The 24983-nt window shown below is 47.9% G+C and carries 18 protein-coding genes and 1 pseudogene; 8 read left to right on the plus strand and 11 right to left on the minus strand.

What is annotated here, in order from left to right; genetic code table 11:
- The 4 genes and pseudogenes from ACED36_RS08690 to ACED36_RS08705 all read right to left on the minus strand — a co-directional run.
- Window positions 1-248 (minus strand): annotated as a pseudogene (locus ACED36_RS08690) (TVP38/TMEM64 family protein); the annotation flags it as partial.
- A gap of 161 nt (window positions 249-409) precedes the next feature.
- Window positions 410-1180, minus strand: coding sequence for a (Fe-S)-binding protein (locus ACED36_RS08695; protein WP_017004181.1), 771 nt, complete (start codon window positions 1178-1180; stop codon window positions 410-412).
- Complete coding sequence (locus ACED36_RS08700; RefSeq protein WP_371733124.1) at window positions 1177-2973, minus strand: FAD-dependent oxidoreductase; 1797 nt, start codon at window positions 2971-2973, stop codon at window positions 1177-1179. The genes ACED36_RS08695 and ACED36_RS08700 overlap by 4 nt, the downstream gene beginning before the upstream one ends.
- A gap of 97 nt (window positions 2974-3070) precedes the next feature.
- The gene (locus ACED36_RS08705; RefSeq protein ID WP_017004183.1) at window positions 3071-4054 is read right to left on the minus strand and encodes a sulfurtransferase; all 984 of its coding nucleotides are present in this window, start codon (window positions 4052-4054) and stop codon (window positions 3071-3073) included.
- A 329-nt stretch (window positions 4055-4383) separates the two neighbouring features.
- Between ACED36_RS08705 and ACED36_RS08710 the strand changes: the two genes are divergently transcribed.
- From ACED36_RS08710 to ACED36_RS08730, 5 genes are all read left to right on the plus strand, one after another.
- Complete coding sequence (locus ACED36_RS08710; protein WP_371733154.1) at window positions 4384-6171, plus strand: PhnD/SsuA/transferrin family substrate-binding protein; 1788 nt, start codon at window positions 4384-4386, stop codon at window positions 6169-6171.
- The gene (locus tag ACED36_RS08715; RefSeq protein WP_026023961.1) at window positions 6171-6782 is read left to right on the plus strand and encodes a response regulator transcription factor; all 612 of its coding nucleotides are present in this window, start codon (window positions 6171-6173) and stop codon (window positions 6780-6782) included. The genes ACED36_RS08710 and ACED36_RS08715 overlap by 1 nt, the downstream gene beginning before the upstream one ends.
- Before the next feature lie 383 nt (window positions 6783-7165).
- On the plus strand, window positions 7166-8677 hold the full coding sequence (locus ACED36_RS08720; protein WP_371733125.1) for a hypothetical protein: 1512 nt from the start codon (window positions 7166-7168) through the stop codon (window positions 8675-8677).
- Window position 8678: 1 nt separating this feature from the next.
- The gene (locus ACED36_RS08725) at window positions 8679-9509 is read left to right on the plus strand and encodes a hypothetical protein (RefSeq protein ID WP_016961233.1); all 831 of its coding nucleotides are present in this window, start codon (window positions 8679-8681) and stop codon (window positions 9507-9509) included.
- Window positions 9510-9588: 79 nt separating this feature from the next.
- Window positions 9589-10848 carry an OmpA family protein gene (locus ACED36_RS08730; RefSeq protein WP_016961232.1) on the plus strand — a complete coding sequence of 420 codons (1260 nt, stop codon included), beginning with the start codon at window positions 9589-9591 and terminating at the stop codon, window positions 10846-10848.
- 122 nt (window positions 10849-10970) lie between these two features.
- Here ACED36_RS08730 and ACED36_RS08735 read toward each other — a convergent pair whose 3' ends face one another.
- From ACED36_RS08735 to ACED36_RS08760, 6 genes are all read right to left on the minus strand, one after another.
- A complete protein-coding gene (locus ACED36_RS08735; protein ID WP_371733126.1) occupies window positions 10971-12152 on the minus strand; it encodes a M24 family metallopeptidase in 1182 nt (393 codons plus the stop codon).
- A 92-nt stretch (window positions 12153-12244) separates the two neighbouring features.
- Window positions 12245-13588, minus strand: a complete 1344-nt coding sequence (locus tag ACED36_RS08740) for a TRAP transporter large permease (RefSeq protein WP_371733127.1) — start codon at window positions 13586-13588, stop codon at window positions 12245-12247.
- Window positions 13588-14127 (minus strand): TRAP transporter small permease, encoded by a 540-nt coding sequence (locus ACED36_RS08745; RefSeq protein WP_016961229.1) that lies wholly within the window; start codon window positions 14125-14127, stop codon window positions 13588-13590. The genes ACED36_RS08740 and ACED36_RS08745 overlap by 1 nt, the downstream gene beginning before the upstream one ends.
- Window positions 14128-14271: 144 nt before the next feature.
- Window positions 14272-15315 carry a TRAP transporter substrate-binding protein DctP gene (gene dctP / locus ACED36_RS08750; RefSeq protein ID WP_016961228.1) on the minus strand — a complete coding sequence of 348 codons (1044 nt, stop codon included), beginning with the start codon at window positions 15313-15315 and terminating at the stop codon, window positions 14272-14274.
- Between the two features lie 120 nt (window positions 15316-15435).
- Entirely contained in the window at window positions 15436-16644 is a 1209-nt protein-coding gene (locus ACED36_RS08755) for a M20 aminoacylase family protein (RefSeq protein ID WP_371733128.1), read from the minus strand.
- Window positions 16645-16708: 64 nt separating this feature from the next.
- Window positions 16709-17479 carry an Asp/Glu racemase gene (locus ACED36_RS08760; protein WP_371733129.1) on the minus strand — a complete coding sequence of 257 codons (771 nt, stop codon included), beginning with the start codon at window positions 17477-17479 and terminating at the stop codon, window positions 16709-16711.
- Between the two features lie 250 nt (window positions 17480-17729).
- On the opposite strand from ACED36_RS08760, the gene ACED36_RS08765 reads away from it, so the two are divergent.
- A complete protein-coding gene (locus ACED36_RS08765; protein WP_016961225.1) occupies window positions 17730-18221 on the plus strand; it encodes an Lrp/AsnC family transcriptional regulator in 492 nt (163 codons plus the stop codon).
- 77 nt (window positions 18222-18298) lie between these two features.
- Here ACED36_RS08765 and ACED36_RS08770 read toward each other — a convergent pair whose 3' ends face one another.
- Window positions 18299-19489 (minus strand): diaminopropionate ammonia-lyase, encoded by a 1191-nt coding sequence (locus ACED36_RS08770; protein ID WP_371733130.1) that lies wholly within the window; start codon window positions 19487-19489, stop codon window positions 18299-18301.
- 493 nt (window positions 19490-19982) lie between these two features.
- Here ACED36_RS08770 and ACED36_RS08775 point away from each other — a divergent pair, with 493 nt between their 5' ends.
- Both ACED36_RS08775 and ACED36_RS08780 read left to right on the plus strand, forming a co-directional pair.
- Window positions 19983-23423, plus strand: coding sequence for a M66 family metalloprotease (locus ACED36_RS08775; RefSeq protein ID WP_371733131.1), 3441 nt, complete (start codon window positions 19983-19985; stop codon window positions 23421-23423).
- 386 nt (window positions 23424-23809) lie between these two features.
- On the plus strand, window positions 23810-24910 hold the full coding sequence (locus tag ACED36_RS08780; RefSeq protein ID WP_371733132.1) for an alkene reductase: 1101 nt from the start codon (window positions 23810-23812) through the stop codon (window positions 24908-24910).
- Window positions 24911-24983: the final 73 nt, after the last annotated feature.

Raw genomic sequence — 24983 nt, forward strand, 5'->3', positions numbered from 1 at the left:
AAAACGCCACCCTTGATAGGGCCAAACACGATGCCCGCAACAATGGTGAAAGCACTACCCGGCAACAGGAATACACAGGCAAACACGAATGCACCGACAAACACGACGTAACCCATTGCACCAAAGCCCGCGATCCAATCTTGCAGGCTCTTGATGTCAGTGATGATTTCAAGAATGCCTGTTTGCTTTGCCACGAAAATAATCGCTGCGATCGCCAGCGCGAACAAACCAATTTTTACAAATTTCATTATATGTTACCCAATAAAAACGAATTCGACAGTGTCTTGCCAAAGAAGGCAAAACCTTGGCTAGATCAAGCTTCTCGCCAACATCATCAACACGCGGGGGAACGCAAAGTGATTGATGATGTTAACGCGCTAGACTGGCCAATAATTAACGTGACTGATAGTTACAGTGACACGCACTTGATCAGCGCCGCTTTGGACTTATAACGGTTGAACCATGCTTTCACTGGGCTTGCCAATACGTTGACAGGTGCGGGTGAGTCTTTCATCACAACAGGACCAAACATCAGATCCAGAATGTGCCATGAGTTTTGACCAACACCCATCATGGATGCGCGACATGCTGCGCAGTAAACCACAACGTGATCGCTTTGGAACTCATCAACACGGCGCTGAACAACGCGGTTCGCCACGCCTGGGTTCGCTGGAACCACCATGCCACCGAAACCACAGCAACGTGTGTTTTCGCGAGTGAATTCAGGTTCAACAGTTTTATAGCCCAGCTCGTTCAGGATCCAACGGATACCGTCTTGAAGTTCGCTTTCGTAACGGGTAGAGCAAGAGTCGTGAATGGTAAATACCACATCACTGTCGTTTGCTTTACCAACCAACTCAGGTGGAAGACCGATTTCTGGTAGCAGTTTCCAAAGCGACAATGGCTTTTGCTTGCCACCCGATTTTTTGATCATGCCGTAGCAGCTCTGGCACGCCACGATAACTTGTTCTGCTTCAAGTTTGTCAAAGTCAGCCTGTAGCTGACCGTAACGCTCTTTGAACTTGTCAGCCTGACCAATTGCCGCAGTAGGTTTACCGCAACATTTCTGCACGGCACCCATTTCTGGGAATACATTTTTCAGGTGTGCAGCAATCGCAGCAACGCCTTCTGGTGAGTAGGATGGCAGGCTGCATCCTGGCATAAATACTTTATTGGTCATTTTGTCGTTACCGCGCGTTTAGCCATAGTGAAGAGTTTCGAGAAGCCCAGCTTCTGGTGCATGTTGATCGCCTTGTGGCCTTTCATTGGTGATTCGCCATTGTTCGCATTCACGAAATCAACACGCGCACCAAGGAAGATTTCCTTCATTGGGTAATCTTTCGGGCAGACGATGGTGCACTGGTCGCAAGCGTTACAAGAGTAAGCCAGCAGCGGATCCATCTCTTTCTTGTTAACGAAGTCACCGAACAGCGTCTTCGGACAATCACCGAAGTCGTTCATCATGACGCACTCGCTCATACACAGTTTGCAACTACATTGCAGACAGCGCGTAGACTCTTGCTTCACTTGCTCTTGGGTAAAGCCGAAGTCAACTTGTGCGAAGTCGCGTTTGCGTTCTTCCGCATCGCGCAGTTCGCCATGCAGACGTGGAACATCTACAGTGCCTTTTGGTAGTGGAACGTCCAGACGAGATGCGTAGCTGTACTCATCTTGGAAATCACGACCTTCTTCTAAAGGACGACCTGCGAATTGGCGCTCAATGCTCATTGCCGCTTTACGGCCCAGCGCCATCGCTTCAATCACGATGTTACCGCCACAGGCATCGCCCGCTACATACACACCCGCCACTGAGGTTGCCATCGTATTCTTATTAACCACGTAACGACCGCCACGGGTTTGCTCAAGCGCACCATCAGTGATGTCGGCAACAATTTGACCGGTTGCGAATAACACGGTGTCGACGTCAATAACACGGGTTTCGTCTGCGTAGCTCGGTGCAAAATTACCGTTTGCGTCGAGAATAGAAAGTACACGCTTCAGTGTGATAGAGAACACTTTGCCGTCTTTCTCTTCGATAGAGATTGGGCCCCAACCTGCGTTGAATGACACGCCTTCTTCCAGCGATTCTTCAATTTCAACGTGGCTTGCTGGCAGGTTTTCCATACTCTCCAGTGAACACTGGTGCACTTCATCTGCACCGATGCGCCATGAAGAGCGCGCACAGTCCATCGCAACGTCGCCGCCACCAATCACCATTACACGCTTACCAGCACGCGGGAACGCACGGGTTTCAGAGACCTCTTTCAAGTATTCAACCGCTGAGAACACACCTTCTGCTTTGTGACCCGGCAGAGGAATGATTGAACCAATGTGCGCGCCGTGCGCCAGAACAACGGCATCATGGGTATTGCGCAGTTCTTCGAAAGTGATGTCTTTGCCGATTTCCACACCGAATTTGGTTTCAATGCCCAGCATATCTAGGTAGCTGTATTCGAAATCGATCACATTACGTGGCAGACGGTATTCTGGGATACCGACACGCATCATGCCGCCGTATACGCTCAGTTTTTCAAAAATGGTGACACTGTGACCTTTACGACGCAGCTCGATTGCCGCTTGTGCGCCCGCAGGGCCCGCACCGATGATCGCGATTTTCTTACCCGTTGGGTTAAGAACGGCAAGATCCCAGTTTTCTTTGTTATCCATTTTTTCAGCAACGAAGCGCTTAATGCCCGCCACGCTGATTGCTTGACCGTATTCTGTGTTACGACGACATGCCGCTTCACATGGGTGCGCACAAATGCGGCCCAGTGTTTGTGGCAAAAACAATTTTCCGCGAATGGTATCAAGTGCTTCTTGATACTTACCTTCACCGGCCAGACGCACATACTGTTTAACATCAGTGTGCATTGGACATGCTGTTTGACATGCTGGATCTGCATCGCCCATACAGCCATCTACTACGCGTTGTGCCGCGTCATAGAGTTTTTGGCTAAAGATTACATTGCTCATTATTTTTATGCTTCCAGTAGAAGTTGAATTCTTTTTGTATCCGTTACATGACGCAGGGGTCAGCAACACACCGACCCACCGTCTTACTCATTCGCAATTAGCTTTTGCCGTTTTGTACCGGCACGTCAGCGCGTGATTGCTCGTAGTGGGCGTAGCTGTATTCAATCCAAGAACCGTCGTAGTTGTAGATACCTTCTGCACCCAGTACTTCTTCCAGTACCATTTGAGTGTGTGCAGAACGAACACCAGACTGGCAGTAAGCAATGACTTTCTTGCCTTTGATCACGTCGCCATAAAGTGCTGTTAGCTCTTCAGCGCTTTTCAGCGTGCTGTCTTCGTTCAGGGCTTTGGTCCAGTTGATATGAACACTGCCAGGAATCGTGCCAGGACCGAATGCACCCGATACGGTGGTAGAACCATCAAATTCTTGAGCGCCGCGCGTATCTAGGATCACCCAGTCTTCAGAAGATTGTGCATCGATCACCATCTCTAGTGTGGCTAATCCGTTCTCTACTGCTTGCGGTGCAGGCGCTTCGTAATTGCTTGCCGTCACGGTCGGGTTAGCATTGCCCGTTGGGTAGCCTTCGCCAATCCATGCGTTCAAACCACCGTCTAGATAGCGAACATCGTCATGGCCTAGATTTTTGATTTGCCAGAAAAGGCGAGCAGCATCGTGGTGAGAGTTAGCAGCGTAAACAATGATGGTTGAAGAAGGCGTCGCGCCGTACTGGCTTAGCAGCGTTTCCATTTCATCGACAGAATTGCGCATGCCGTCAAATGCATAGGCGCCGTCTGCTGCAGAGTAGTCATTACGCCACATAGAGAAAGAGCCTTCGATTGGCGCATCAGGTTTCATTGGGTTAAGTGCACCAATGACCACAACATCTGCACCCGTGCCCATGATGCTTTTCAGATCTTGCGCAGAAATAAAGGCTTCAGGGTTAGCATACGCATTGAATTTTTCGTTCAATACGTCTGCACTTACGGTGACGGCTTGTGCGCCGAACATTGAGGTATATCCTACGTAGCCTGCTGCCATTGCAGTAGCGAGCACACCCATTGCAATTGTCGATTTCTTCATCACATCATTCCAATATTGTTTAAATTTTTTCGCTCATCACTGAGCAGATTGAAATCGGTGACATGAAGCTTTACTGGGAGGCTGAGTTATTGTTTTTTAGTGCCACACGTTGAAAAGCATCACGCTATAAATTATTTAGTTGGCCGCTAAGAGCCAGTAGCACGGATTGTGCGTTTTTGAAGGGCTGACGGATATTGTGGTAAACCACAATATCGACACTAATTTGATCTAAAACAACATAAAGAAAGCGGTTATTTCAGGTATCATCCCCGCCAATCGAGTTTGCCCTTTAACGGTCCTCCCTTTTGTCTGGATATTTAGTGCGCCTGATGCCCCTGTTTAGCATCAAGGCCGTTTTACTTTTCGTCGTCAGTTTTAGCTGTTTTTGCGCCTGTCCGGTGCGAGCTAATGTTATTCAGCATTATGATGTTGGCGTACTTGCGTTGCGTGGAGACGACCATGCCAAAGCCGCGTGGCTTCCAACGTTGAAATGGCTCGAATCTCAAATTCCAAATACAACATTTGATATCCACACGTACGATTTCGACCAGTTAGATGATGCTTTTCGACACAATCAACTCGACTTTCTGCTGACCAGCCCAGGACAGGCGACCAAGATTGCCCGCCAATATCCGCTTAACTGGCTCGCCACGCAGAAAACTGCCTACAGCAGTAATGCAACCCATTCCATCGCCTCGGTGGTCGTCGTGCACGACGACTCGCCTTATAAAACATTGAGGGATATTGAGCATGCGTCAGTCGCAGCAGTCTCTGAAAAAGCATTTGGCGGATTTTTGGCACTGCGGTATGAGCTGGATAAAAGAGGTTTGTTCAGTCGGGCTTTCTACAAAAACATCACGTTTACGGGGCCACCAACAGACAAACTGCTGCTCGATGTGCTGGATAAGAAACTGGATGTGGCGATTGTGCCTGCCTGTACGCTGGAAAGTATGGCCAAAGAAGGCTTACTAAAACGTCATCAACTTCGTGTGCTGGACCGTAAACACCCTCATGATTCGGTATGCGCTGTCACAACGGCGCTTTATCCAAACTGGACACTGACCAAAACGGAACGCGCATCGAACGAGATCGGTAAAAAAGTCACTCAGGCCTTATTGTCACTCCCTGAATATTCAAAAGCGGCAGCCGCGGCAGGTAACATTGGCTGGACACTGCCCGCCAGTTCGATGCGCGTAGACAAAGTGTTTCAACACCTTGACATGCACCCGCTGCAAGAAAGCTGGCAACAGGGCCTATTCAAGTGGCTGACCAAAAACCAACTCATCACCTTTGCCATCGTGATTTTTCTTGTTCTGCTCAACGTGTACCACTTCTGGCTTGAATACCATTTCAACCGCAGCAAGAAGGACTTGGAACGCACATTGTTTGATCTCAAAGAAAAGAACACCATGCTGGAACATGCCCAGCGCACCATGATTGTCGGCGAGCTAGGCAGCAGCATTGCACACGAAATTAATCAGCCATTAAGTACCATCAAGAACTATTCCGAAGGCATTCAACGGCGGTTAGATCAAGGTATGACCGCGGAAGAGCTCGCGCCATTTCTGGGCAAGATCCACCAGCAAGTGGGCGTGGCCAGTGACATTGTTCAGCGCTTAAGAAGCTTAATAAAACGCACTCCGAGCGAGCGGGTTATCTGTGACCCAGCAGCCTTTATCAGTGAATCGTTAGAGCTTATCGAGTTTGATTTTCAAGCACTGAAAATTGGCTTGAAGTTCACGGTTGAAGGCACGCCAATACAAGGCGAATTTGATTACATTGGCATGCAACAAGTCATGCTCAATGTACTACGAAATGCCAAAGAAGCGTGTCTTGCTAATCTGGATTGGGAACAGCGGCCAATGGTCAGCGTCGAGCTTCTCTATGGCGAAAATGACATTGTTATTCGCGTTGAAGATAATGGCGTGGGCCTGGAAGCCTGTGAGAAAACGGTAAAAGAACCCTTCTTCACCACCAAGCAGGACGGTCTTGGACTTGGACTGGCAATCTGCCGTGATGTCATTGAATCACACCATGGGCATTTGATGATCCAACCTGCCCGCCCGAATGGCTGCGAAGTCACCGTGGTCATCCCCCTCAAGAGAGAACAAGCATGATGAATTCCAACACCGGCCCCGTTTATGTAGTGGATGACGAAAACGCGGTACGAGAGTCGCTGGTTTTTATGTTGGAAACTTACGGCTTAACGATTCAAGATTTCAGCTCAGGGCAAGCCTTTCTCGAACAGGTTGATATTCATCAGCCCGGTTGCATTGTGCTGGACAGCCGCATGCCTGAAATGCGCGGGCAAGAACTGCAAACCTTATTGAACGAGGCACGAAGTCCGCTTTCCATCATCTTCTTAACGGGACATGGCGATGTACCGATGGCAGTCGATGCACTCAAAGATGGCGCGGTCGATTTCTTTCAAAAACCCGTCGATGGCGACAAACTGGCCAAAGCCATCGACAAGGCGCTGACACACTCGTTTAAGCGCGAAGGTCACGTTAACGTTGAGAAGAAATACAACAGCCTGACTGAGCGCGAAAAACAGGTGCTGAAAGAGGTGCTAAAAGGCCAAACCAACCAGCAAATGGCGAAGACGCTGTGCGTTTCACTGCGCACCATTGAGGTTCACCGCGCCAACATGATGAAGAAATTCGAAGCCTCCAATGTCGCTGATTTGGTGCTGAGGCTGAGTACGCTTATTCAGCAGAGCAAGCTGTAACCACAGCTAAATGATTGTCGCTCACTGAAGCAATCAAAACATCATCAATGCTTAGTGTTCATCAGTCGAAAAAGCACGTCATTCCTCCCAACACTAATGGCAGATTTTCCAGTAAATAAAAATGAACGAACCGAGAGGAAACTATGGATGGCATTTGTATTAACCAATTCCCCTGAAAACCCACTCCCATATTGAGAATATTGTTAATAAAGAAAATCTCTGAAATATCACACTAAAAACGACGACTAATAAAAATCAATTCAGACTGAGTAAACGTTATTCACGTTGCACACCCCGCAAAACAAGCATTATTATTGACTAGTTACTATGCTATTAATAGAATTCAAGCTTGAAACATCATCTAAACATTCTTTGAGAATAAAATGAACGAAATTATAAAAACAATGATTCAGTACCGAACCGTACTGGCTATTGCTTTGTCTACGTTGGTTACTCTGTTCACTCTTTATTACAAAAGAGAGGCATTCGCGCTTTGGCTTAAGTCTCTTTGGTACAGACTCCCTCTTATCGGAGTAAATAATAGATTATCAAAACGACTAGGATTGAATGACCAGAATTGGTTCAATTCAGAAACTGAAGTATGCAGCGCATTTCTAAAGAATTATGTTGAAAATGAGGCTGATGAAGAGCACTACCAGCAAGCAAGTGTCTATCTAGATAAAGTTGGAGACAAAGGCGTCAACCCATTAAAATGGTACCACTGGTTGGGTCTGTCCATACTCGTATTGATCGAAGCTGCAGGTTTTGCTTATGTACTAGCAGGATTTACTCTTCAAGATGCGAGCGAATCTCTTCAAAAAGAAGCTGCTGTAGCCATTGCACTTATCATCAGTGCTCTGCTTGTTGCTCTCACCCATACTATGGGCGGCGAAATTTATCGTAACCAACAAATCGATAAGGTTCGTTTACGCTGGCAAAATTCTGAAAACAAAACAAACATTATCGAACCAGATAATACTGTAAGCCTTAAATCTCGCCGCAATCATATTGATGACAACGAGCCAGGCTGGCAACAAATGGCAAACCGATTAGACAAAGTAAATGCTCAATTTTCTAAATCTTGGGCATTAACTATTATCACGTTGTCCTTTATCGCTATCGTCGCTGTTGGTGCAACTTATGTTCGTGGTCAAGTTCTCGAGAAGCTTGCTATTGAAGAAGTTCAAGGTGCTTCTGAGAACACAGATATTGCAGTGTTTGACAATCCGTTTGCTGCAGTACCAAAAGAAGGAAGAGATGCAAATGAAGAAGCATCTAAGATTGCAGAAGACGAAAAGCGCGATGCACATAAAAAAGCCGGGTGGACTACTTTTGTCATCCTAGCCGTTATTTTCGTTGCTATGCAGTTCTACAGTATCTACCTAGGTTTCAAAACGACATTTTCAGGAAGGGAATCAAAGGAAGCTTACAACTACATTAATGAGTTCGACAATGTTACTAACTTCATTAATTACTATGCTGCTCGTCAAGAAGCTGTAGCAAGAGCGGCTCAACGTGTCTTGTCAGATCTCCAAGCAAAGATAGCGAATTTTTCCCAGAAAAACTCAGGGGAACAACGTGTACTTTCTGCTGCCACTAATTCTACCAATAGAAACTTCACAAGTTTCTTACGCCTAGAAGCAGAACAAACCAAGGTTCAACCCCAGCCTGCAGTGAAAACTCAAACACCACAAGCTTCTTCGCAGATTCAAGCACAGTCATTAACATCATCTGCAGTGCTCACTGATGAAATCATTCAACGAGTGAAGCAGGGAGATATTTTAGGTTTAGATGACGCAACCGTTGTAGCTGCAATGAAAGCAATCAAGGAACAAGCGTCTGAGGAAACTTCAGAGCAACGCTTAGCCCGACTGCAAGCATCGCTAGGACAGTAATATGGTAATCAAAACGCTATTGATTGCTGCAAGTTTGATGTCATCGGCGGCCTTAGCCTTCACAGATAGGAATGATATTCCTAGCTGCAGCCAAGGCCTACCTGATGATCTAGTCACTACCACGGCTGAACGTGAGTTATTTGTGATTATAGATAGAACGATGTCAGCCAGTCTGAATGACCGAATCATGCAAGAAACCTATGGGCAGATTTCTCGTTTTATCCGACCAGGCGACAGCATTCAGATTATTCAGTTTTCGTCCTACAACAAAGATGGATTTACCAGTATTGCTCTTAAAGGCAAAACTGATATGCCTTTGTCTAAAGACAGTCGCGACGAAGTCCGAAAATCCCAATTAGCTAAGTTTGACAAGTGCTTGAAAGATCAAAAACGTTATTTCCTAGCTAAGACTGGTTTTGCACTCAAAGATTCTTTTTCAGCGCAAGAAAATACTGATTTTACTGAAGTGCTTGCTGCACTTAGAGACATCAGCACCCAGATTGTCAAAAACTCTAACGCAAAAGACAAAGTAGTCTTACTCATTAGCGATATGCTTGAAAACTCCGCGTCAACATCTTTTTACCAACGCGGAAGTGTTAGAACAATTGACCCTAAAAAAGAAATTGACCAAGTTATTGATCGAAGTGAGCTGGGCGATTTCGCTGGAGCTCGAGTTTACGTCATGGGTGCAGGCTTACTTCCGGGAGGACAAAGCTATGTCTCCTCTACAAAGATGAACGCCATCGAAAGATTTTGGAGCGGCTACTTTTCTGAAAGTAATTCTGATCTAAGAGGCTTCGGTAAGCCTTTACTTCTGACACAATTTCAATAGCTACAAAGAAGCCTACGCCTGTAGGCTTCTTTAATTTTCTCTACCTAAGAAATTCACAAGCTACATTTTGGGATTCAACATGCTTTCAATGAAAAGATCGATAGTTCTAGCCTTGTTTTCCATCCTCTCCGTTGGTTGTGCAGGGACACCAGGCGAAGGAGAAGCGTCAAAAAATACTGGTTCATCATATTCTAACGAACAGATCTTCTTTGCTTATCAAAACACACTTGATCTAAAGCAGGAAAAATTATACGTAGAAGAAAATGGAACAAAACGCTTCGTCGGAACAAGAACAACAGCCCACTCGATCTTCAAGCCAAGCAGTACTGATCTTAAAAACAAAGACAGCGTACAGAGCTTTTTCTACCATAGAGGCCTAAATGCTAGGTCTGCAACTACATGGCTAACCGTTGTAGGACATACTGACTCTAGCGGCAATTCAGAAACCAATTTCAAGCTTTCCAAAAAACGAGCATTCGAAATTGCGTCACTGACTATCCAAGCGGGGCCAAATCTAAAGCACTACTATCAATTTGGGGATTATCTTCCAGCCTACCCGAACAATACTAAGCAAGGGCGTGCAAAAAACCGCAGGATCGAACTGCTTGAGTTTAACAGTGAAGATGACCTAAACCTCTACATGAACCAGTATTACTTTGCACCTTTCGATACAGAATTAGCTGCAAGAAAAAAACAAGTGGAGAAGCAAGATGCAGCGAAAGCGTCTTCATCTAAATCAAGTGAAGACAAAAATCTGAACAAAAAAGTAAAACGAAGAACCGGCCAATTTATTAATTTTGCGGGCACACCTTTTGGCTCAAGCAGCAACGACATTATTGCTGTACTTCAACCATTGCAAAAGTCTTCATTCAACATATTCAAAAAGGCGGTCGCTGCGGACGTGTCAAACGCTTGTTTAAACGATACCCCACCTAGTGAAACGAAAGATATAATATTGAAGACCAGTGAGTATTACCCTCTGATGAACAGAACATCATGGTGGGCAATAGTCAATGGTCATGGTGTATTGGTCACTCCCGTTGGAGTAGCAAAAGACGACGCTGAACCTGTCTCTTCGCCTACTATTTATGTATATAAAGACTACCAACCAGACGCCAAACCCACACACAAGTACCCTGCCGATGTGGTCGTTTATGAAGGTAAGGACCATCTTCTATATCGTGTCTTTCCAAGAGACATTTCTCAATCAATGCAATGTATTGATATTTTGTTATCCAAAAAAGCCATGGCGCAGCCTCCTCAAGCTACTCGAGGAAAAATCTACTACGACACGAAAACTGGAATACGCGTAGCCAACTACTTACCAATCAAAGGGTGATTTCGGCAGGAATGAAAAATTCGAAGCCTCCAATGTCGCTGATTTGGTGCTGAGGCTGAGTACGCTTATTCAGCAGAGCAAGCTGTAAGGGGGAAGACGAAGCCTGTCACCCCCCGTGCATGTCAGGTAATTAATGGCATCTGCTGCCATGTTCTTTCATGCAGCAATTCGCAGCCCGTTTCGGTGATCACAATATTGTCTTCATGCACCATCATTCGGTTCGGCGCAAACGCCATGCCCGGTTCGAGCGTGAGTACCATTCCCGGTTTTAGCACCACATCACCATTGGGCACATGGGACGGCCATTCCGTGAGTTGCATGCCCAAACCGTGCCCCATTCGTCCAACATCGTTTCCGAGCGCGCCTGCTTTTTCAAGCTCCGACCACATGGCTTGCCATACATCGCCGGTGGTCGACCCTGGCGCAGCGGCACGTAACCCCGCTTCCGTTGCGGCATACACCGCATCGTAAGCTTGCACCGTATCGTCGGCGACATACCCGAACGCATAGTTTCGGTCAAAATCACTGAAGTAACCGTCAAAGTTTGCACCCGTATCAATGATCAACACATCACCGTCGACCAACGCGCGATCGGTTGGCCCCATGATGATATTGTCATACCCGCCCTGCCCTGATGCCGAAATCAAATAGGGGCAATTGTCAGCGCCCAAACGCAGCATTTCTAGATGCATGGCTTTGCACGCCTGCCGCTCCGTCATGCCAATAGCAAGATGGTGACGCAAGTAGTCAAACCCTGCAGCAGCTACCCGACACGCAAAGCGGATTTTATCTATCTCTGCCAATGATTTGATACTGCGGATCTCTCGCACCATTAAGGATGCGTCCACCAACTCATGATGCGCCAACACCTTCTGTAACATCGCGAAATTCGCCGCGGGCATACGCAGAGATGTTTCGGGGCCTAACATCGCGCCAATACGGCGATAACGCGTACTGACTTCAACCAAGGTCGCTGCAAGTAATGAAATTCCATCATCTTCAGGTCTTGGTGAAGGCCAACTGCGCACGTCATCAATCCACGTTAAATCAAACCCTGCCACGCCTATCTCCGGCACAACCGCAATAGGTTTGCCCTCGGCTGGCACGACAAGAAACCACGGGCGGGTTGGGCTTTCCCAAAACTGCGATTTAAAGCCGCTGAAATAGCGAAACTCCGGCTCAGTGGTAAAGAACACCGCGTCTATTTGCTGCAATCGCATATGTTGCTGCAATTGCTGCGTGCGGTATTCGTATTCCGCCAACGTAAACCCGCGTGCAGGCGCAACCAATGGCAGTGTGGTCATGTTAATCATCCTTTATCAACACTCGGTGCCAACTGGCTATGGCACGTCAAAAACAGCTTCATCAAATAAGATTCCGTTAAAAGAAAACACCATCATGGAAATAATATGTCTCTTGGCATTAACGCAATGCCCGGGAAGAAAATCAGCAGCGCTGACATAAACAACAAGATCACGAAGAACGGCAAGGCACCTCTGATCACGTCCAAGTAAGGTCGTTCAAAAATAGCGATGGCGGTGAAGATGTCACAGCCAAACGGCGGTGTTGCCGAGCCAATGGCCATTTGCAAGGTGATCAACACACCAACAAGGATAGGATCAAGCCCTGCCGCATAAACGATAGGCATAAAGATCGGCGTCAAAATCAGTAACACCACAAGCGAATCGACAAACATGCAACCGACGAAGAAGGCCAACGCAATCACAAACAGGATGTACTCCGGCGATGCGTTATCTAGATCCAACGGTGCCAAAAGCTCTTGAGGGATTTGTTCAAAGGAAATGTACCAAGAGAACGCTTGACCAACACCCACCAGCACAAACACCACCGCAGTAATCAGCCCAGTGCTCAGCGCGGCATCGCAAATATCTTTCACGCCCAATTTTCGATAGAACACGCATTCCACAATAATGGCGTAAAGCACGGCAAAAGACGCCGCTTCAGTGGGAGTGACGATGCCTGAGTAAATACCACCAATGATGAGTGCGGGAAAACCCAGCGGCAATATGGCTTTTTTGATCGCTACGATTTTTTCTGCGTAATTGGTTTCTTCAACCAAACTGATGCTGTCGCTGTGCTTCACACTGTATACGTAACTGTAGATGGCAAAGAAACAGGTCAACACGACACCGGGCCCAATCCCCGCAATGAATAATTCACCGACACTCGCGTTAGCCAATGTGCCATAAAGGATTAAGCCAATGCTCGGTGGAATTAAAAACGCGATGTCACTGGCATTGATGATCAGCGCCATCACAAAGCTGTCTTTATAGCCCGCTTGCAGCAGTTTCGGGCGCATGATTTGCCCAACAGACACCACGGTAGCTTGGGTTGAACCTGAGACTGAACCAAACAAGGTACAGCTGATACAGGTTGTGATCGGTAAGCCGCCACGAAGGTGCCCAACAAACGCTTGAATCAACCCTAAAAGATTATGCGCTGTATGGCCTCGCGTCATAATATCCGCGGCCAAAATGAACATGGGGACAGCGATTAAGGCGTTGGGAGAAATGCCCGTGACCATTTGTTGGATGAGCACTTCTGGGTCGACTTGAGAGAAATGAATCAAGCCAATCAAGGCACCGACCGCCAAAGGTACAACCATCGGAAAACTGAGGAATAACAAAATGATCATCACGGAAACGAGGGTAAACGTGATCACATAGATATCGAGTTCACCCGCGATAATGTCTGAAAAAAATTGCATCACATCATTCATCACAACACCCCTGATAGGTCTTTTTGATCTTCGGTGACATCAAAGGAAAGATAGATTTCTTTGTGGAGCAAGTTCATCACGAAGCTCATCGCATACTGCAACCCCGCCATGGCAAAGCCAACCGGAATAATGGCGTAGATATAGTAAACGGGCATTTGAAGCGCGGGACTCAGCCGGTTAATACTTTTCAATTCGAGGACATAAAACACCGAAAGATAGGCGAGATAGAAAAGCAACAGTGACGTACAAAAGGCAATCACTGTGGTGAGGACTTTCTGTACCGGTCGGCTCAGCGAATCATAAATTGCGGTCATCCGGATATTGCGCCCTTTGCGAACGGCATAGGCAAAACCAATGAAGGTGACGCCAACAATCAAGAATTGGTTTAGTTCTTCAGAAAAGAAGATACTCTTATTGAATGCATAACGGCCAATGGCATTCGCCGTTGAATTCACCATCATGGCGAGAATGCCTGTCATGATCAAAAAGCGCTCAAGCTTCTCAGTCATCTCGCTGATCTTCTTCAACAGGTTTTTCATAGAATGTCCTACAAACGAGTTAGCAAGTCTGTTCAGCAATCTGTAGTGAAGGCTAAACGCTCCTTTTACTAACAACGCTAGTTACATGACTGACCCACCAGACGATGCGAACAACCTGCCGCATCGTCTGATGGAGAGATGGCACTATTGCGCTGCTGACGCTGCTTTCACTTCGCTCAGTAAGCTTTGCAGAATATTCTCCGCACCTTCGCGCGCGGCGGCTTTTTGATCGTCAGGATACGCATTCGCCACCACGTCATAGTACGTCGCATGCAGATTCTCACTCAGTGCTTTAAAACGATTACGTTCTTCGTCAGTCAACACCACCACTTGCATTTCAGGACGTTCTTTGAGGATTTTTTCCATGTTTTCGCTGTTGATGCGAATTTGGTATTCATAAGCGGCTTGATCGGCGGCCTTAATCGCTTTTCTCACCATGGCTTGTTTTTCAGCAGACAATTCACTGAACCATTTGCTGTTTGTCGACACCGTGCTGACGTAAGGTTGCTGCCCTGGGAACATCAAATAATCTTGCACTTCATGCCATTTGGCGTTGTAGATGAAGTAAATAGGGTTAACCATGCCATCAATGGTTTTGAGCTGAAGCGAACCGTACACTTCACCCCACGACAAAGGCGTCGGGGTGGCACCAAACGTCTTGTAGGTTTCAACAGGAATTGTCGATGTGAACGTTCGGATTTTCTGATCAGAGAAATCTTCGGGTGAACGAATCGCTTTGTTAGCCCCCCAGACCATTTCCCCTTCAGACATCATCGATAGCAGCTTCAAATTAACCTTTTCAAACTTAGGGGCCAATTCGTTGTAGATCGTTGGGCTTTCAGTCAGCACTTTGTGTGTCACTTTTTCGTCTGTACCCAACACATATGGCAAGCTTACCGCCTGCACTTCGGGCACGTAAGAACCCAAGTGACCAGACCCTACAGACACAAACTGAATAGTGCCTTTTGCTGCTAGCTCAACAATATCGTTTTCTGTGCCAAGCTGACCGTAATAGTAAATACGCACGCGGATATCGCCATCCGACTCTTTTTTCATCACCTCGGCAAATTTTTGCGCATAGATATCTTGCACGTCAGTTTTGTCTTCTTCCGACGCAAACTTCCATGTCTCAGCCTGTGCACCGAACATCATTCCTAAACTTAATAGTGCTACGCCAAATCGCTTCATTACTTCCATCCTTCTATGTCGCTATCCGAGAAACACCTTAATACCGGACGCCGTCATGGCATTCACTCAAGTACTTAGGTGGTGAACTTGCACTGTGTCAGACACAGCCTGTTGCCTGATTCAATCGACCGTGAGTTGGGTTAAACGATCGTTAACCAGTTGGATCCAATATCGTGCTCCCAATGCCAGAATGCGGTCATTGAAATCGTATTTGGGATTATGCAGCGCACACCCACCGACCGATTCAACGCCATTACCGAGCAATACATAACAGCCAGGTTTAACGCGAAGCATGCTTGAGAAATCTTCCGAAATAGTCAGCGGTTCACATTCGCCGTTGACCTTGTCATCACCCAACACTTTCTGCGCAGCTTTCACGGCATAAGCAGTTTGCTGTGGTGCATTTACTGTGGGGTAAAAGGTATTAATGAACTCAAATGAATACGTCGCACCTGCCGCCAAACAAATGCCGTCAACAATACGCGCCATGCTCTGTTCGATGCGTGCCAACGTGGCTTCCGTAAAACATCGGCAATCCCCTTTGATAGTCACTTGGGAAGGGATCACGTTGACCGTGCCATCCGTCACGAACTCGGTGGCAGACACCACGGCGGTTTCGTTAATGGCGCTGAGATTGCGCGAGACGATGGTTTGAAGCCCCATGATCACTTGTGCGCCGACCACAATCGGATCAATGCCTTGATGTGGCAAAGCGGCATGACCGCCGACCCCATGGATCGTAATTTCAAAGCTGCTTTCGCTCGCCATTAACGAGCCTGCACGCACCATTAACTCGCCTTCCGCTAAACCGGGGAAGTTATGAATGCCGTACACTTCATCAATGGAGAAACGTTCAAAAAGACCATCATCAATCATGGCTTGTGCACCACGACCATGCTCTTCATCAGGCTGAAAAATGAAGTACACCGTGCCATCAAACGTTAGGTTCTGAGCAAGATAAGCGGCGGCTCCCAATAGCATGGCAGAGTGCCCGTCATGACCACATGCATGCATCTTCCCTTCATGTTGGGAGCAATGCGAAAAGGTATTTTGTTCATGAATATGCAGCGCATCCATGTCTGCGCGGAGCCCGATACTGGCTGCGCTGCTTCCACTGCGCAACATGCCCACCAGCCCGCTTTGACCAATATTTCGCACCACCTCAATGCCAAAGCTGTCTAATTTGTCTGCAATGAAATCAGCCGTGAGATTGACGTCAAAACCACACTCGGGAAACCGGTGAAGGTGCTGCCGCCACGTCGTCATGTCAGCAACAAGCTGCTCGGATAACGATAATGAAGAAACCGATGGTGAAGAAAGCAATGACATTGTGAGCACTCCGTAGCCAGTCATTAAAAAAGCGTTGTCCCTTTAGACAATAGAAACAGATGCACTATTGGGCGAGATGCTGCTCAAGGAGCACACCAAATCCTGTGATCGGTCGGGGGTAGTTCACCAACCGAAGGGAATGCCACACCAATACCTGATTACTGCTGAGGACAGGCTTGTCTAGCGCCAACTCTAAACGCGACACAACATTCGACGCGCGCAACGCAGTACAAGAAATAAAGAGGAGATCAGCATCAGGGTGGCAGGTTGAAATGGCCGCTTGCGCAATGTCCTCCCGCGAAATGTACGTCATCGCCGTATCATCTTCGAAGCCAAATCCCGCAATATTGAGTACGTCATAACCTTGCTCGATGAACAATGCCGCCATTTCTCGGTTCACCGCGTCAGTATAGGGAGTCAAAATGGAGATTCGCTTTGCGCCCAACGCTTCAAACGCACAAAGGGCGGCGGTCACAGGGTTAGTGACTTGAGCGCCTGGTCGTGCGCGTTGAACCAATTCAGTGACACGGTCACTACCAATGGCGACAGTGCCAGACGTACAAGCGTAGATGATCACGTCCAAGTCCGTGCCGGGTAAAATGCAATCTGCCGCGACGCTGATGCCCGGTGCCATGCTGCGCAGGTTTTCGACCGTCAACGGGTTGACGTTTCTCACGCGACTGGTAAATGCACGCACATCATCGGGATACAGATGGCTAAAATCGTGCTCGATATTGAAATCCGTCGCCAATGCGATAACACCGATGCGTCCTGCTGGTGCTAAGTGCTCAAGTTCGCATCCAAGAGCAACAGTTTCGCTGTTTATCTTTTCCATCTCTGACCATTCCATCAAGCTTGTTGTTACATTTCGTTCACAAGATCCATAATCCCCCGAAGGGTTTAAAGAAAATCCCAATAAACATCTTTTGGAATGAAGAAATTCCGCATTTTTTATGCGCTATAGTGGGTTTTTAGTACCAAGATAAAATAAACACTGACATGGCTTTCTCGCCTTGTTTTTGTCTCAAAAATGGACAGAAACACCACCACTATTTTGACGTCACCATTCAAAGGACCGAACGGGTATGCCGAATTCATCAACACCTTCTATTGATAACTTTGATCGCAAGATCCTCAATATCGTGCAAGCGTCAAATCGTACGACATCCGATCAAATCGCAGAACAAGTGGGACTCTCTCCCGCCGCCGTACAGCGACGTTTAAAACGCCTTCGAGAGCAAAAAATCATTCATGCCGATGTGTCTGTGATTGACCCTAAAGCGGTAGGAAATGCGATGACGTTTGTGGTGCAAGTGACCCTTGAGCGCGAGCGCGTCGATTTGATGCATAATTTCAAAAAGGAAATGAAAACGAACCGCTCTGTACAGCAATGTTATTACGTGACAGGGAGTTCGGATTTCATTTTAATAGTGACAGCGGCAGATATGGCGGGATATGACACGTTCACACGAGAGACATTCTTCGACAATGCGAACATCAAAAACTTTCAAACCAATGTGGTGATGGATCCGGTTAAAACTGGGTTAACGGTGCCTATTGATGAAGTGGCGGAATAAAACGTCTGCCAAGAAAAATGGCAGTGTGTGTATTTATCACACTGCCCATTTATGATGTCGGCTAGCAAACGAGACGATTAGCCGACTAGCTCACGATAGAGTTCGGGGTCAGTGGCACCTTCGGTGCCAAAAACAAGCACGCGGCTGGTTTCATCTAGCCCCAACGCTGACGATAATTCGGCTTGAGTTCGCGCCAATAGCAACGCCGACAAGCCCGGCACACCGGACTCTCCTGCTTCAATTGCAGGGTCGTTTTGATAACCCGCCGCAAGCAATCTCATTGTTTCAGGTATTGCGCCTTCGCTGATTGTCATAAAATCATCGGCACCATTAGCCAAAATTGACCACGCAAGGCTCGAAACTTCGCCACACGCCAACCCTGCCATTAAGGTATCGAGATCACCATGAACAACAACAGGCTCGCCGGCTTGCGCACTTTGCTGAAGGCAATTCGCTTGCTCTGGTTCAACAATGACAAATCGCGGGCGTGCATCACCCCACCAGTCCCAAAAATAGCCGCACACCGCGGATGCCAAGCCGCCCACACCACCTTGTACAAATACATGGGTTGGAATATCACCTTTAAGCTGCTCAACGATTTCCGCCAGCATGACGGTGTAGCCCAGCGCCACGTCTTTCGGGATTTCCATGTACCCCTCATACGAGGTATCAGACACAATCACGCGATCATGTTTTTTAGCTTCAGAATCTGCCATGCGAACAGATTCATCATAATTTCCGCTGATCCGAATCACGTTCGCACCAAAGGCTTCCATCGCCTGCTTGCGTCCTTCAGACACATCACGGTGGACATAAATGACGCAGCCACAACCAAACATCTGCGCCCCCCAAGAAACCGAGCGCCCATGGTTTCCATCAGTCGCGCAACTCACCACGATCTCAGAGACCTCTGATTGCCATTTACCGGCCAATAAGTCCGCAATCGCTGGCGTTTTGCCAAAGCGCTCACTCAACACCCACTGCAACTGACGCGCAACGGCATATGCCCCACCCAACGCCTTAAAGCTTTTTAGCCCAAAACGTTGTGACTCGTCTTTGTACCAAAGCTGACTCACCCCAGCCGATGCTGCCATGTCGCTCAATGCATGAAGCGGTGTCACCTGATAACCGGGCCATTGCGAAATCGAGGCAATGGCTTGTTCTGCATTCTTCACACTCAAAATACCCCGTTGGGCATCGCTGTATGGCGTTTCTACATGCGATTGAGGGTTACGAAAATGCGTCAGGTTGCCAGTGAGAAGCTGCATAGAAAATCATCCTTGTATTGGTTCGCCTATGGCTCGGGGTTTCAGCGTGTATTCCGTGAAGCACACGTTCAATGTCGATAATAAAAGTTTACCAACACGGCCTGCTGCGGTTGTGCCTTGTTACGTTCAAAAATGCGGGTTTTACACAAAATGGCGATGATCTACGCGTAAATTCCGCATAGTCAAAATCAAGCATCGTTGATGATCACACATTCCAACGCTCCTTCAATCTCGCCAATATCAGTGGGCACGCCATGTTAACTCGAACAATACCAACTCAATATTTTCACTCTAAATTAATGATTTAAAGCTTATTTTTCAGCCAGCATGTAGCACGACAAAACCCGCATTATTGAAGCAGGATCAACATTTCAAAAACAATCTCTGCACCAAGATCAATGAATTGCATATTCACCCATCATCATTATTGATAAATCCATCAGAATCCCGTCCGTAAACACATAATTCTAAGAACATTTTTCTGGGACAAACCATGAAACTAAAGCTGTTGCCATTGCTCATTGGAAGCGCACTTGTCAGCCTGCCTACACTGGCAGAAACCAACACACTCACTGCGATGGGTGAACAAACTCGTGCATCGCTGGAACAGATGCAGCAACTCGCACTAGACCCCGCCAACATTGTTGAGCGCGACGGTCGTCGCTTTTTGCAGTACCAAGGCAAAGAATATTGGGTGAACCACGAAAACTACCCAATGTTTCCGCTAAGCGATAAAAATGGTGAATACAGTACGGCCTTCCCGTTTGTCGACACCGATTGGGAATACGTCGCTTACAATGGCGGCTTCTATTTGATGCATCGCGAATTCGGTGTCATGACATCGGATGATACGGGTTGCTACGTAGAATACATTCCCGCAGCGCGTGGCTCACAACATGATGACGGCAGCTATATTTGGCAAAGCGACATGGTATTGCGCACCGTCACGTCTGACTGCGGCACGCTGACTCTGCCAGAGATCACTGAGCTGCAGGCAGCATCTGTGTCTGACATCGGCGTAGAGCTGGCTTGGGTCGCAACAAGTGATGATGCTGACTACTCCATTGCACTGACCGCTCGCCACGAAGGTCAATCACCGATCACTTATAACTATTCTGCCAAAGGCAAGAGTTTCTATATTGGCGATCTCGAACCAGAAACCACCTATGAAGTCGAGCTCAAAGGCTGTAATGCACTAAGTTGCGACACTGAAACGTTTAGCTTTACCACTTTGCCAACCCGCCTTAGCTACAACGACAGCCGCAATGCGCAAAATCACTTACTTGGTAACCTTCGTGCCCACGTTAATTTTGCACAGACACACACCAGTGTGATGCCAAATGGCAACGAGGTGTTGGGTCACCCTAATCTTGTTATGTCACGTAACGCGCAGTTGTTGGTGACTCCCTCTCAGCGTGGTGTAAACCAACTGTGGGTCGACGTTGAACTTGACGGCGTCAGCATGGGTCGTTTCCCAATGCAGCCACCGAGCGCATTGGCGAAAACCGATCAGCCAAACAATGGCCGAAGCAAAGTGGTGTACTCCCACCACGCGTGGAGTTTCCCCCTGAGCTGGGAATGGATGAAACCCGGTCTATCACTGCGCTTTAGTGACAATCGAGGCCGTGAAGGCGATCTCAACAGCGACATGCTGGTATTCGGCGGCGCACCAGAAATGGTGATTCAAAACATTGATATCGGCATGTTGGTTGAGCCGCGTGATCGCTATGACATGATTAAGCAAATGCCAAATCTGGCGACCGATTACTTCCAGAAGATCCCAGTATCTAAACTGGTAATGGCAGATTACACGCCCGTGCATTTACGAAAAGTGACACTGCCAAATGGCAAGGTGTACACCAAGGCCAGCGAGTTTGAAACACCAGGATGGCACGGTGGTGACATGCGTGAGTTCATCGGTAAGCGCTTGTTCTCCATTGGTATTAATAACGCCAACTTCGGCATCACAGATACCGCTGGCGGCGATGCTAGCTGGGCTCGCCCATTTAGCCATATCACGGCACACAACAGCCGTGGTCGCTATTTGGCGAAAAACGCGGAGACAGGCGTTGTCACGTCTACCGTCGTGGTGCATGGCGGCAGCGGCGGCGGTGGCATTGTGACGCTAGACGATACCCGTGGCAACGAGTGGTCACACGAACTTGGCCACAACTTCGGTCGTGGTCACCACCCACAAAACTCGTCGATTCATGACATGGAATCTGGCTGGGGTTGGGATGCACGCTACAATCGCTTCATCGGCAACATCCATTGGTCTGCTGCACCAGAGACAATGGAAAACCCTAGCAGTGGTGAAATTGTGCCGCCGTTCGCAGGTGAATTCCGCTTTCTTCGTGAAGCCATGGGGGGTGGCGAGTATCCGCTGACTGGCCTTATCAGTCATTACACACTGGAGCACCCTATCCAATCTCGCATTACACAAGATTGGTTTAACCGTTCGAACAATTTGGACATGAATAGCACCACGGGCTTCTCGCAGTGGGATCACTATGCACAGCAATATGTTGAAGCTGATTCAAACTATTCAAAACCAACATCGAAAGGCGTGCCAGTTATTACTGTGTTGGGTATTTACGACCCTTCAGAGAATAACCCAAGCCAGATTTATCCCTTGGTGTATTCCAACTACGGCAACCTATTTGATCTTCCTGCGCCAAGTGCCATCGACCTGCAACTCGAAGGCTGGCAAGACGTCGTTTCCATCACCAGCGCTGATCGCGTGAACACCCAATGGCAGACGATCAAAGAAAACAATGAATGGCTACCGCTTTGTCAGTTCAGCTATACCAATGCGAATGGTGAACAAGCCAACTTCGTCGGTTATGAAGATACAGCAAACGCCGTATGCCGCTCATCATCAGACATGTATTGGGCCGTGAATGGCGAACGCGAAATGCCAGAATCCGTGCCGATGGAATACCAACTGCTGGCAAGCAAGGGCGAACTATTGGGCAAAGTAACCTATTCGCCAACCGCGGCGCTGGGTGAGCAAACCCTTTGTAGCCTTGATAAATCAGGCACATCACACGACGGTGCAGGCTTTCTTGCTAACGGAAAATGTACGCAGTTTGACGGTGTTAAACACGTCAACGGCGCAAACTGGGCTTATGCAGCCCATCAAGGCGGTATCATGCAGTACAGCCTGACTTCACAAAAGCAATGTGAGCTAGTTGTTGATGGCGAAAACGGTTCAGTGCAGCGCATTGCGCTGGCAGGTGGTCGTTACAACAGCGGTGAAAGTAACAAGTTCCACATCAACTTGCCTGCAGATGTGCACCCTGAGCGAATCTCTCTGAGCTGTTCTACAGGCGTAGATTCTTACAGTGTGCTCGATTCGGTTGAAACGCCACGCAACCCTGCGGTTCACGATCTGATTGGCCCTGTCATCATTGGTCAAGAACACGGTTATGAAGCACTGGATTCCGCATTGCCATCAGGCTGGTTTAGCCACACCGACACCTTCGACCCTGCGGCATTGACTGAAAAAGAGCGTCAAAACCTTGCAACCCTGCGTCTAGGCAATGACTACCCGAACATCTGTCGCTTCCCAATGACAGTAAACGGCGTAGAAAAAACCCTGCACGGTTACGTGGATAACCTTGGCAACGGCGATTTCCAATGCACAGGTGGCAGTGAAATCACATTGCGTGATGCAGAAGGCGAACGCCCTGTTTTATCAGCGCTGAACCAATTTGAATGGCTGTCTTTGATTAGCCGAGAAGACATCGGAGAACGCATCAAAGCGACGGAAAACGGCGATGCTAGCCTGTGTAGCTTGAATCGCGGCGGTGATTTTTACGGCGCAGGATTTGTGAATAGCGGTGGCCAATGTGTGCAAGAGCCTGAAGTGTATTGGTCAAATGGCAATCATTGGACGTTCTCTAATGGTCATGGCGCGTATAGCTTTCGTTAATGATGGCTTCGTTTAACGACAGTTTTCGTTAAATTAATCATGTCTAACCTTTCCCGCCAACACCGCGCTTTTCGCAGTGTGTTGGCGGGATGTTTTCTGTTTGCATTCCACCTGAAACACCGCTCAGCCCCCCACCCGTTATTTCATTAACCTCTTTAACTCTATCTGTCGCGTAAGTCCGTGCACAAGACTCGCGATGTTCATAACGTAAATTTATTCATTCGATAATAATCGATAATTTTACGCGCACACTATGAGCGCTTATTCTCGACCCCAAGCAAAGCCAACGTTTAGCGCGGCATGTAAAAGAGAACATCATTTTTATCAATAGCTCTGGCGCCTAAACGATTGCGCTGAATGAGATAAGCGAATACGAGGAAATCGACATGAAAGACGCATTGTTCCAACCTATTAAACTGGGTTCTCTTTCACTTCAAAACCGCATTGTCATGCCGCCGATGACACGATCTCGTGCCACCCAGCCCGGCAATAGCGCCAATGACATGATGGCGACTTACTATGCACAACGAGCCAGTGCTGGCTTGATCGTGGCTGAAGGCACGCAGATCTCGGCATTAGGCCAAGGCTATGCATGGACACCGGGTATTTATAGCGAAGAGCAAATCACGGGCTGGCGTAAAGTGACCGACGCTGTTCACGAAAAAGATGGCGTGATTTTCGCACAGCTTTGGCACGTAGGTCGTGTGACGCATACGGCTAACACAGGCGGTGAACAACCTATTTCATCGTCTGCACTTAAAGCCGAAAACGTCAAAGTATTCATCGATAACGGGACCGATGAACCAGGATTTGTCGACGTGGTTGAACCGCGTGAAATGACAAAAGAAGACATCAAAAACGTGGTGGCGGAATATCGTCAAGCGGCTTTGAATGCCATTGAAGCGGGTTTCGACGGCGTTGAACTGCATGCTGCCAATGGCTACTTGGTGAACCAGTTTATTGATTCAGAAGCCAACAAACGTAACGACGAATACGGCGGCGCTATCGAGAACCGTCTGCGTTTCCTCGGTGAAGTGATTGAAGCCATGACTGACGCCATTGGCGCAGATCGCGTCGGCGTGCGTCTCGCGCCGTTCACGTCATTGAACGGCACCGTGGATAAAACCCCCGTAGAAACCTACACCGCTGCTGCTGTGTTGTTAAACAAACTGAATGTGGTTTACCTGCACATTGCGGAAGTGGATTGGGACGATGCCCCAGACACCCCAACCGTGTTCAAACATAATGTGCGTGAAGTGTACCAAGGCGTGATCATTTACGCGGGTAAATACGACGGCGACAAAGCCGAACAAGCAGTCAAAGACGGTCTTGCTGACATGATTGGTTTTGGCCGCCCATTCGTTGCCAACCCCGATCTGCCAAACAGACTTCGCAACGGCTACCCGCTGGCACAGCACGATCCCAACACCCTGTTTGGTGGCGGTGAAAAAGGCTTGACGGATTACCCTGAATATCACGCTGATTGATTTTCAGCGACATAGTTTCGGATATAAAAGCCCGGCCTTTCGTTCAACGACAGGCCGGGCTTTCTCGTTTTTC

Source organism: Enterovibrio sp. FF113 (genome assembly GCF_041439165.1).
GTDB classification, from domain to species: Bacteria; Pseudomonadota; Gammaproteobacteria; order Enterobacterales; family Vibrionaceae; genus Enterovibrio; species Enterovibrio norvegicus_A.

What these genes read in the sequence shown, in the direction of transcription:
- ACED36_RS08695 (WP_017004181.1), bottom strand. Translation starts at nt 1,180, where the DNA reads ATGACCAATAAAGTATTTATGCCAGGATGCAGCCTGCCATCCTACTCA.
- ACED36_RS08700 (WP_371733124.1), bottom strand. Translation starts at nt 2,973, where the DNA reads ATGAGCAATGTAATCTTTAGCCAAAAACTCTATGACGCGGCACAACGC.
- ACED36_RS08705 (WP_017004183.1), bottom strand. Translation starts at nt 4,054, where the DNA reads ATGAAGAAATCGACAATTGCAATGGGTGTGCTCGCTACTGCAATGGCA.
- ACED36_RS08710 (WP_371733154.1), top strand. Translation starts at nt 4,384, where the DNA reads ATGCCCCTGTTTAGCATCAAGGCCGTTTTACTTTTCGTCGTCAGTTTT.
- ACED36_RS08715 (WP_026023961.1), top strand. Translation starts at nt 6,171, where the DNA reads ATGAATTCCAACACCGGCCCCGTTTATGTAGTGGATGACGAAAACGCG.
- ACED36_RS08720 (WP_371733125.1), top strand. Translation starts at nt 7,166, where the DNA reads ATGAACGAAATTATAAAAACAATGATTCAGTACCGAACCGTACTGGCT.
- ACED36_RS08725 (WP_016961233.1), top strand. Translation starts at nt 8,679, where the DNA reads ATGGTAATCAAAACGCTATTGATTGCTGCAAGTTTGATGTCATCGGCG.
- ACED36_RS08730 (WP_016961232.1), top strand. Translation starts at nt 9,589, where the DNA reads ATGCTTTCAATGAAAAGATCGATAGTTCTAGCCTTGTTTTCCATCCTC.
- ACED36_RS08735 (WP_371733126.1), bottom strand. Translation starts at nt 12,152, where the DNA reads ATGACCACACTGCCATTGGTTGCGCCTGCACGCGGGTTTACGTTGGCG.
- ACED36_RS08740 (WP_371733127.1), bottom strand. Translation starts at nt 13,588, where the DNA reads ATGAATGATGTGATGCAATTTTTTTCAGACATTATCGCGGGTGAACTC.
- ACED36_RS08745 (WP_016961229.1), bottom strand. Translation starts at nt 14,127, where the DNA reads ATGAAAAACCTGTTGAAGAAGATCAGCGAGATGACTGAGAAGCTTGAG.
- dctP (WP_016961228.1), bottom strand. Translation starts at nt 15,315, where the DNA reads ATGAAGCGATTTGGCGTAGCACTATTAAGTTTAGGAATGATGTTCGGT.
- ACED36_RS08755 (WP_371733128.1), bottom strand. Translation starts at nt 16,644, where the DNA reads ATGTCATTGCTTTCTTCACCATCGGTTTCTTCATTATCGTTATCCGAG.
- ACED36_RS08760 (WP_371733129.1), bottom strand. Translation starts at nt 17,479, where the DNA reads ATGGAAAAGATAAACAGCGAAACTGTTGCTCTTGGATGCGAACTTGAG.
- ACED36_RS08765 (WP_016961225.1), top strand. Translation starts at nt 17,730, where the DNA reads ATGCCGAATTCATCAACACCTTCTATTGATAACTTTGATCGCAAGATC.
- ACED36_RS08770 (WP_371733130.1), bottom strand. Translation starts at nt 19,489, where the DNA reads ATGCAGCTTCTCACTGGCAACCTGACGCATTTTCGTAACCCTCAATCG.
- ACED36_RS08775 (WP_371733131.1), top strand. Translation starts at nt 19,983, where the DNA reads ATGAAACTAAAGCTGTTGCCATTGCTCATTGGAAGCGCACTTGTCAGC.
- ACED36_RS08780 (WP_371733132.1), top strand. Translation starts at nt 23,810, where the DNA reads ATGAAAGACGCATTGTTCCAACCTATTAAACTGGGTTCTCTTTCACTT.